Consider the following 7,767-nt stretch of genomic DNA (forward strand, 5'->3'; position numbering starts at 1 on the left):
GCGCGGCACTTCCCGCCGAGCGCCGCGGCGGCAGCTCGCTGATGGCGGGCGGATGCGTGAACGGTTGTACCGAGTGCGCGAGGAACCCGGCATGAGACAATGAGAACGTGTTCTAATTCATACCGAGGGACGCGCACGGCGGGCGCGTCGCGATCGCACGCCTTGGAGAACCCGATGAGCACAACGCACGCCACGGACCGGAAGACGGCGACCCTGCCGCCGCGCATAACCGCGGAGTTGATCGCGCGACTGACCGGCATGGTCGCCGCGGGAACCGGCGCGGACGCCAGACCGCCGTTCGCGATGACCGAGGTATACACCGGCGCGCATGTCGGTGACCTGCCGCAGTCACGTCCCGAGGACATCGAAGCTGCTTACGCCACCGCGCGGGCCGCGCAGCGGGAGTGGGCGAGCTGGCCGCTGCGCCGCAGACTCGCGGTGTTCGAGCGGGCGCACGAGCTGATCCTGCGCGACGGCGAGACGATCGCCGACCTCATCCAGATCGGCTGCGGCAAGACCAGGCGCATGGCGCTCGAGGAATCGTGCGACGTGCCGATGGTCATCAGCCACTACTTGAAGACCGCGCGCCGGGTGCTGCGTCCCCGGCGGCGCGGCGGACCGATCCCGCTGGTGACCACTTCGTACGAGGAACACCGGCCCAAGGGTGCGGTGGCGGTGATCGCACCGTGGAACTTCCCGTTCGCGATCGCGCTCTCCGATTCGGTGCCCGCCCTCATCGCAGGCAACGCCGTCGTGCTCAAACCGGACAACAAGACCGCGCTGTGCGCGCTGTTCGGTGTCGAACTGCTGTATCGAGCGGGGTTGCCGCGCGGGCTGTTCCAGGTCGTGTGCGGTACCGGTCCGGACGTCGGCCCGACGCTGATCGGCGGATCCGATTTCGTCATGTTCACCGGCTCCACCGCCACCGGGCGGGTGGTCGGCGAGCAAGCGGGCCGCCACCTCATCGGATGCAGCCTCGAACTCGGCGGCAAGAACCCGATGATCGTGCTGGACGACGCGAACCTCGACGAGGCGATCGCGGGCGCGACGTTCGCGGTGTTCGCCAATTCCGGCCAGGCCTGCATGCATATCGAGCGGATCTACGTGCACGAGCGGATCCACGACGAATTCCTGCGCCGCCTGGTCGCGGCGGCCGAGGAACTCGGCAGCAAGATCGGCGCCGCCTACGACTACGCGCCGGAGTTCGGCTCCCTCGTCTCCGCCGATCAGCTCGCCAGGGTGGCCGAGCACGTGGCGGACGCGCGCGCGAAGGGCGCCACCGTGCACACCGGTGGCCGGGCGCGACCGGACATCGGGCCCGCCTTCTACGAGCCGACCGTGCTGACCGGCGTCACCCCCGAGATGACGCACGCGAGGGCGGAGACCTTCGGGCCGGTGGTGAGCGTCTACCCGTTCCGCGACGAAGCGGAGGCCGTGCGGCTGGCCAACGACACGGATTACGGGCTCAACGCCAGCGTGTGGACGTCCGATCTGGCGCGCGGCAGGCGGATCGCGGCGCTGCTGGAATCGGGAAACATCAATGTCAACGACGGTTTCGTCACCACGTACGCCGCCAAGGCCACGCCGTCGGGCGGGGTGAAACAGTCCGGCGTCGGCACCAGGCACGGCGACCAGGGTCTGCTGAAGTACACCGACACGGTGAACATCGGTGTGGTGAAGCGTCAGGTCCTCGCCGCGCGCTCCGGACTGCCCTACGAGAAGCAGCTACAGACCACCCTGACCACGCTGCGGCTGATGCGACGCACCCGGCTCCGCTGAATCGCGACGGTTTCGCCGGAGCTCGCCCATCCGCCGATCCGGTAGCGTGACGCGCAGGGCGGCCCACGAAATCACAGAATGGCAGGTGCGAGACAAGTGAGCATTCGGGAAATTCCGCTGCGAACCCTGACCGGTGCGTCGACGACGCTGGGCGAGCTGGCCGGTGACAAGGCAGTGCTGCTGGTCAACGTGGCGTCCAAATGCGGTCTGACGCCGCAGTATTCGGCGCTGGTCGAGTTGCAGCAGACCTACGGGCCGCGCGGGTTCACCGTGATCGGGGTGCCGTGCAACCAGTTCATGGGCCAGGAACCCGGCTCGGCCGAGGAGATCCAGGAGTTCTGCTCCACCACCTACGGCGTCGACTTCCCGCTGCTGGAGAAGACCGACGTGAACGGCGAGAACCGGCACCCGCTCTACCGCGAGCTGGTCGAGACCGCCGACGCCGAGGGCGCCGCGGGCGACATCCAGTGGAACTTCGAGAAGTTCCTCATCGACCGGGACGGCAAGGTGGCGGCGCGCTTCCGTCCGACCGTGAAACCCGAAGACCCGACCGTGGTTTCGGCGATCGAGTCGGCGCTCTAGAAGCGGTAGTTCGCCGAGATTCGTTGCGCGCGGCCCGTTTTACCGGGCCGCGCGCTCGCGACACCGCCGCGAACCAGTCGAAGATCTCCGAGACTCCTGCGTGCGGGGCCAGGGCGCGGTCAGCTCAGCGGGGCGGTGCGCCACCAGTTCATGAATTCGTCCATCGTGGCGATGAAGCCGACGCTGTACATCAGGAAGTTCTCCCGCTTCTTCGCGCCGGTGAACACGGTGATCATGCGGGGGCGCTTGGCGGCGGGGTGACCGTCGAGCAGGAAGTTGGTGTAGCTCTCGCGGCCGTGCTCCGCGGTGGATCTGGTGTGCGCGGGCAGCGCGTCGACGGCGGCCTGCACGTCCTCGGGCGAGCGGTAGACGAACAGCTGGTAGCTGGCTTTGTTCGGCCCGCCGAAGCAGTACCAGTACGCGGTCCAGCCGCCGAAATCCGGTGCGCCCGCGTCCATCGCGTTCGCGGAGCCCTCGTCGTGGGCGAAGCAGGTCGAGCCGTTGTGACCGGGGCCGGTGTGCACGACGTCGTCCTCGTCCACCTCGGGGGTCATGCCGGGAAACGCTTTGCTGATCAGCGCGATGTTGTCGACGAGAGCGTCGTCGTCGTAGTTCTTCGAGGTCGTCGGCGCCTCGCCGGTCTTGGCGGGGCGTTGGGTCGACGGTGCCGCTTCGGCGGCGCTGGTCGACGGAGCCGAGGCGACCGGTGCCGATGAACCGCGATCGAGGACGAGTGCGATGACGGCGAGGAGGGCGAGCGTAGCGCCGACAGCGGTGCCGATCACCGCGGTGCGGCGGGACCGGGAGGGTGCACGTCCGTGGACGCCCGGGGCGTGTAGCTGGTGATGCGACGAATGCGCCAGCGCCCCAATAGAACTCGGAACGAAGCCAGAGCCGTGCCCCGCGTTCACCAGCGGCTGCGGAGAGTTGGGTGTGTCGCCCCCGGCAGCTTCTCCATAAGTCCGCTGACCCGCGACGTCATGCGCCGGCGCCGCACTGCCGAATGCGGAATCCTGCCGTGAGCCCGACCGGTCCGGGTACTCCCGCCAGGCAGCCTGGTCGTTCGGCCTGGCTTCCCGCGAAGAACCGGCGCCGGAACTGTGCGCCCAATGGTTTGCTCCCGGCCCGGGCGCGGTAGCCGAAGTGGCGGCGGGCGAGGACGCGTATCCGTTCCACTCTTCGCGCGGAGCCGCGGGCGGGTGCGGACGGCCGGGTGTCGGCGGGGTCGAATAGGCGGTAGGCGTCGCGGAGTAGCCCTCAGCGGCTACCGAGTACCCGGGCGTCGTCGGCGGGGCCGGGCGTTGCGCCGAGCCAACCGATGCACGGTGGTCGAAATCGTTGTCCGCCAACGGGAACGGACCGGAGCCGGGATCGGCGAGCGCCCGCCGCGCCGCCTCGGCGAACTCCGCGCAAGAGTCGAACCGGTCGTCTGGGCGCTTGGCGAGCGCGCGCGACAGCACCGCGTCCAGAGCGGGCGGCAGACCGGGGCGGACGGCGCCGAGTCGCGGCGGCGGCTGTTGCATGTGGCCCTGGATCACCGCGACCGGGTTGCTCGCCTCGAAGGGCACGGTGCCGGTCAGCATGCGAAACAGGCTGCACGCCAACGAATACTGGTCCGAGCGGTGATCGAGCACCGCGCCGGACAGCTGCTCGGGCGAGGCGAAAGCGAGGGTGGCGGTGAAGGTTCCGGTCTGGGTCAGCTTGCCGGTGTCGTCGCGGAAGCGGGCGATGCCGAAATCGGTGAGGAATACCCGTTCCAGACCGCCATCGGCCCGCTCCAGCAAGATGTTGGCGGGCTTCACATCTCGGTGCAGTACGCCCTTGCCGTGCGCGAAGTCGAGCGCTTTGGCAGTCTCGGCGACGATCTGCACCGCGCGTCGCGGCGGCAGCGCGCTGGCGTCCAGCGACGCCGCGTCGACACCGTCGACGTACTGCATCGAGATCCAGAGCTGCTCGCCCTCCACCCCGCGGTCGAACACGGTGACGATGTTCGGGTGGTCGAGCTGGGCGACCAGATCGGCCTCCCGCTCGAACCTGGCCCGAATCTCGGTGTCGAAGAACAACTCTCGATTGAGCAGCTTCAACGCCGTCCACCGCGGCAATCGCGGATGCCGCGCCAGGTACACCGACCCCATGCCCCCGCGCCCGAGGAGGCGTTCGACGGTGTACCCGGCGAAAACCGCGCCGTTGTCCAGCATGCGTCAGTTCAGCGGCGCCGACCGCCACCAGCGCAGCACCTCGTCGATGGTGCCGACGATGCCGTCGGTGTACATCAGGAACTGCCCGCGATCCGGATCGCCGGTGAAGACGGTGACCATCTTCGGGCCGCTGTTCTCGAATTTGTAGTTGGTGTAGGACTTTCCGCCGTTGCTGTCGGTCGACTTGGTGGCGTCCGACGGCAGGTTGTTCAGCGCGGCCTGCGCGTCCGCGGCCGTCTTGTAGACGTAGATGGTGAAGAACGGGTCGTCGTTGTTGCCGCCGCCGAAGCAGTCCCACTGGTAGGCCCAGTTACCGAAATCCGGTGTGCCGTCGGTGGGTACGGAGGGACGGTCCGGCGAGTACGAGCCGCAGGTGGCGCCGTTGTAGCCGGTGTCGCCGTCCTTGTCGGCCGGAACCATGCCGGGGAACTCGTTGCTGATGGCGGCAGCGTCGGCGGTCACCGGACGCTTGGTCGTCGTGACCGGCGCGGTGGTGGTTGTACCGCCACTACCGGAGGACGAACCGCCGCTCACCGCGACGACGATGCCGACGACGACGGCGATCAGCACCACGACACCGACGGCCAACGCGGCGATCAGTCCAGTATTCGACTTGCGCGGCGGCTGATGGCCACCGCCCATCGGATGACCGCCGCCCATCGGCGGACCGGGCGGCGGCGCGAAACCGAACCCGGACTGCTGCGGGTACTGCCCGCTGGGACCGGTCTGCTGGTGCGGGCCGGTCGCGGTCGGCATGGTGCCCTGCGGCGTAGTCATCGGCTGGCCGGTGAGCGGCTGCGAGCCGCTGGTCGTCGGGCCGACCGGATACTGGCCGCCCGTCACCGGGATCGGACCGCCGGTGATCGGGTGCGGACCCGAGATCGGCTGCGGCGGAGCGGTGACCGGGCGCGGGCCGCCGACCAGCGGCATGGACGGCACGCTCTGACCCGACAGCGCCGCCTGCGCGGCCGCGGCGAACTCCGAGCAGCTGGCGAAGCGATCGTCCGGCCGCTTGGCCATCGCCTTGGCGAGCACACCGTCCAGCGCGAACGGCAGCCCGGGGCGGACGCTGCTCAGCGCGGGCGGCGCCGACTGGAGGTGCCCCTGGATGACCTGGGCCGGGTTGGTCGCCGCGAACGGACCGCTGCCTGTGAACAACCAGAACAGCGCGCAGGCCAACGAGTATTGATCGGAGCGGTGGTCGAGGGAGGCGCCGGTCAGCTGCTCGGGCGAGGCATAGGCCAGCGTGGCGGTGAAGGTGCCGGTCTGGGTGAGATGGCCGGTGTCGTCACGCAGCCGGGCGATGCCGAAGTCGGTCAGATAGACCCGCTCGCCGCGGCCGCCGGTGGAGCGGGCGAGCAGGATGTTGGCCGGCTTCACGTCGCGGTGCAGCACGCCCATGCCGTGCGCGTAGTCCAGCGCGTCGGCGGTCTCCTTGATGATCTGCACCGCGCGCTCGGGCGGCAGCGTCTGCGGATCCACCGACGCGGCGTCGATGCCGTCGATGTACTGCATCGAGATCCACAGCTGATCGTCTTCCAGACCGCGGTCGTAGACCGTGACGATGCCGGGGTGGTCGAGCCGGGCGACCAGATCCGCCTCCCTTTCGAACCGCGCCCGCACCTCCTTGTCGAAGAACAACTCTCGGTTCAACAGCTTCAGCGCCGTCATCCGCGGCAGCCGCGGGTGTTTCGCCAGGTACACCGAACCCATGCCACCGCGACCCAATTGCCGTTCGATGACATAGCCGGCGAAGACCTCACCGCTGGCCAGCATGTCTGCTCCAATTCCCGCCTGCACCGGGACCCGCCGGGAACAGGCGTACAGCATAAGAATGCGCGGTCAGCGCTTTACCCGACCACGGAAAACATCGAAACCTTAGCAGCAGTCGCGCGGCCTCCGGATGCCCGAGGAGACGGGGGTATGCCAGGCGACATCAATAGCGAAAAGCTATGGCGGAGGGCGTGGTTCGGGTGGTTGCGGGCCGTTTCCCACCCCCGGACCAGCGGGTGCGCTCCGCCCCCGCCGCACCCTGTCCGGCAGGGCGATGGTGATCGGTCGGGCGGTACGGCGGGTCTGCGGTCGTGGCGGGATGGGACGTGCGCCCTCAGGGGTCGCCGAGCCTCCCGCGTTTCCGTCCGCCGCGGACGTGTGCCGCGCGCCAGGCCCGGCACTCCCCCTGCCTCGATTCGAGGCCTCGGACTCACTGTTCGGCAAGGCATTTCGTCCATCAGATCCTGCGCCCTGCTCACCAGCGGCACCCGGTACCGAGGCGTCCGGCCGTGCGGTGCCGACCGACGGCGGCGACGCGTTCGACCGTCCGGCATCAGTCGAGGGCGACGACGCGTCCGCCCGCCCGGCTCCGGTCGAGGATGACGTGTCCGCCCGCCCAGCCCCGGTCGAGGACGACGACGTATCCGCCCGCCCAGCCCCAGTCGAGGACGACGACGTATCCGCCCGCCCGGCGCTGGCCACAGGCCGACCATGGTTCGCGTGCTCACCGCCAGTCGAGGGCGACGACGTGTGCGGCTGCCCGACCCCAGTCGAAGGGGGGCGACCATGATTCGACCGCTCGCCGCCAGCCGAGGGCGACGACGCGTGCGGCTGCCCGACCCCGGCCGAAGGGCGACGACCATGATTCGACCGCTCGCCGCCAGCCGAGGGCGACGACGCCTGCGGCTGCCCGGCCCCGGTGCCCGGCGCAGACGCCTGCTCGGTCCCCGTGCCGGGCGCGATCGCCTGCTCGGCCCCACCGCCTGGCATGACCGCGTCCGGTGGCAGCGGAAGTGTCCTCGGTAGACCCGTCGGGCGTCCGGCGTCTGGCGAACCACCCGGGGACCGGTCGTTTACCGGTTGCGAGGCGTTAATCCGCGGGCGCGGGGCCGCGGGATGCGGATACGCGGCGGTCCCGTGCGGACCGGCGCCACGGGTCAGATCCACCGCGCGCTGCGGACCCATGGGCCCTCCGGTGTGCGGCGGGAAACCGCCCGGCCACGGCAGATTCGCCGGACCCCGATGCCCCGGGACACCTGCATGGGGCGGCGAACCGGCATACGGAAGCGAATTCGCATGCGGCGGCACACTCCTCGACGGTGCACCGTCAGCGCGCGGCGTGAACCCACCCGCTTGCGGCGGCCGACCGGAATGCGACGGATCGCTCGCGTACGACGCATGAGTCGCGCCTGCCCCGTGCGCGGGCGGCCCGAAT

Annotated in this window: 4 protein-coding genes; 2 read left to right on the forward strand and 2 right to left on the reverse strand. The window is 69.8% G+C overall.

The features are described 5' to 3' along the window. The first annotated feature begins 174 nt into the window (after positions 1-174). The gene (locus NAM01S_RS29780) at positions 175-1,779 is read left to right on the forward strand and encodes a succinic semialdehyde dehydrogenase (RefSeq protein ID WP_067791592.1); all 1,605 of its coding nucleotides are present in this window, start codon (positions 175-177) and stop codon (positions 1,777-1,779) included. Positions 1,780-1,857: 78 nt separating this feature from the next. Continuing rightward, a complete protein-coding gene (locus NAM01S_RS29785) occupies positions 1,858-2,361 on the forward strand; it encodes a glutathione peroxidase (RefSeq protein WP_174554882.1) in 504 nt (167 codons plus the stop codon). Between the two features lie 119 nt (positions 2,362-2,480). On the opposite strand, the gene NAM01S_RS29790 is transcribed toward NAM01S_RS29785, so the two are convergent. Both NAM01S_RS29790 and NAM01S_RS29795 read right to left on the reverse strand, forming a co-directional pair. Continuing rightward, positions 2,481-4,559: a serine/threonine-protein kinase gene (locus NAM01S_RS29790; protein ID WP_067791596.1), complete on the reverse strand. Its 2,079-nt coding sequence runs from the start codon at positions 4,557-4,559 to the stop codon at positions 2,481-2,483. A 3-nt stretch (positions 4,560-4,562) separates the two neighbouring features. Beyond that, a complete protein-coding gene (locus tag NAM01S_RS29795) occupies positions 4,563-6,335 on the reverse strand; it encodes a serine/threonine-protein kinase (RefSeq protein ID WP_067791598.1) in 1,773 nt (590 codons plus the stop codon). Between the last annotated feature and the right edge of the window lie 1,432 nt (positions 6,336-7,767).

Source organism: Nocardia amikacinitolerans NBRC 108937 (genome assembly GCF_001612615.1).
GTDB classification, from domain to species: Bacteria; Actinomycetota; Actinomycetes; order Mycobacteriales; family Mycobacteriaceae; genus Nocardia; species Nocardia amikacinitolerans.

Bases quoted from the DNA above. Each gene is read 5' to 3' on its own strand.
- NAM01S_RS29780 (WP_067791592.1), top strand. From the start codon at position 175: ATGAGCACAACGCACGCCACGGACCGGAAGACGGCGACCCTGCCGCCG.
- NAM01S_RS29785 (WP_174554882.1), top strand. From the start codon at position 1,858: ATGGCAGGTGCGAGACAAGTGAGCATTCGGGAAATTCCGCTGCGAACC.
- NAM01S_RS29790 (WP_067791596.1), bottom strand. From the start codon at position 4,559: ATGCTGGACAACGGCGCGGTTTTCGCCGGGTACACCGTCGAACGCCTC.
- NAM01S_RS29795 (WP_067791598.1), bottom strand. From the start codon at position 6,335: ATGCTGGCCAGCGGTGAGGTCTTCGCCGGCTATGTCATCGAACGGCAA.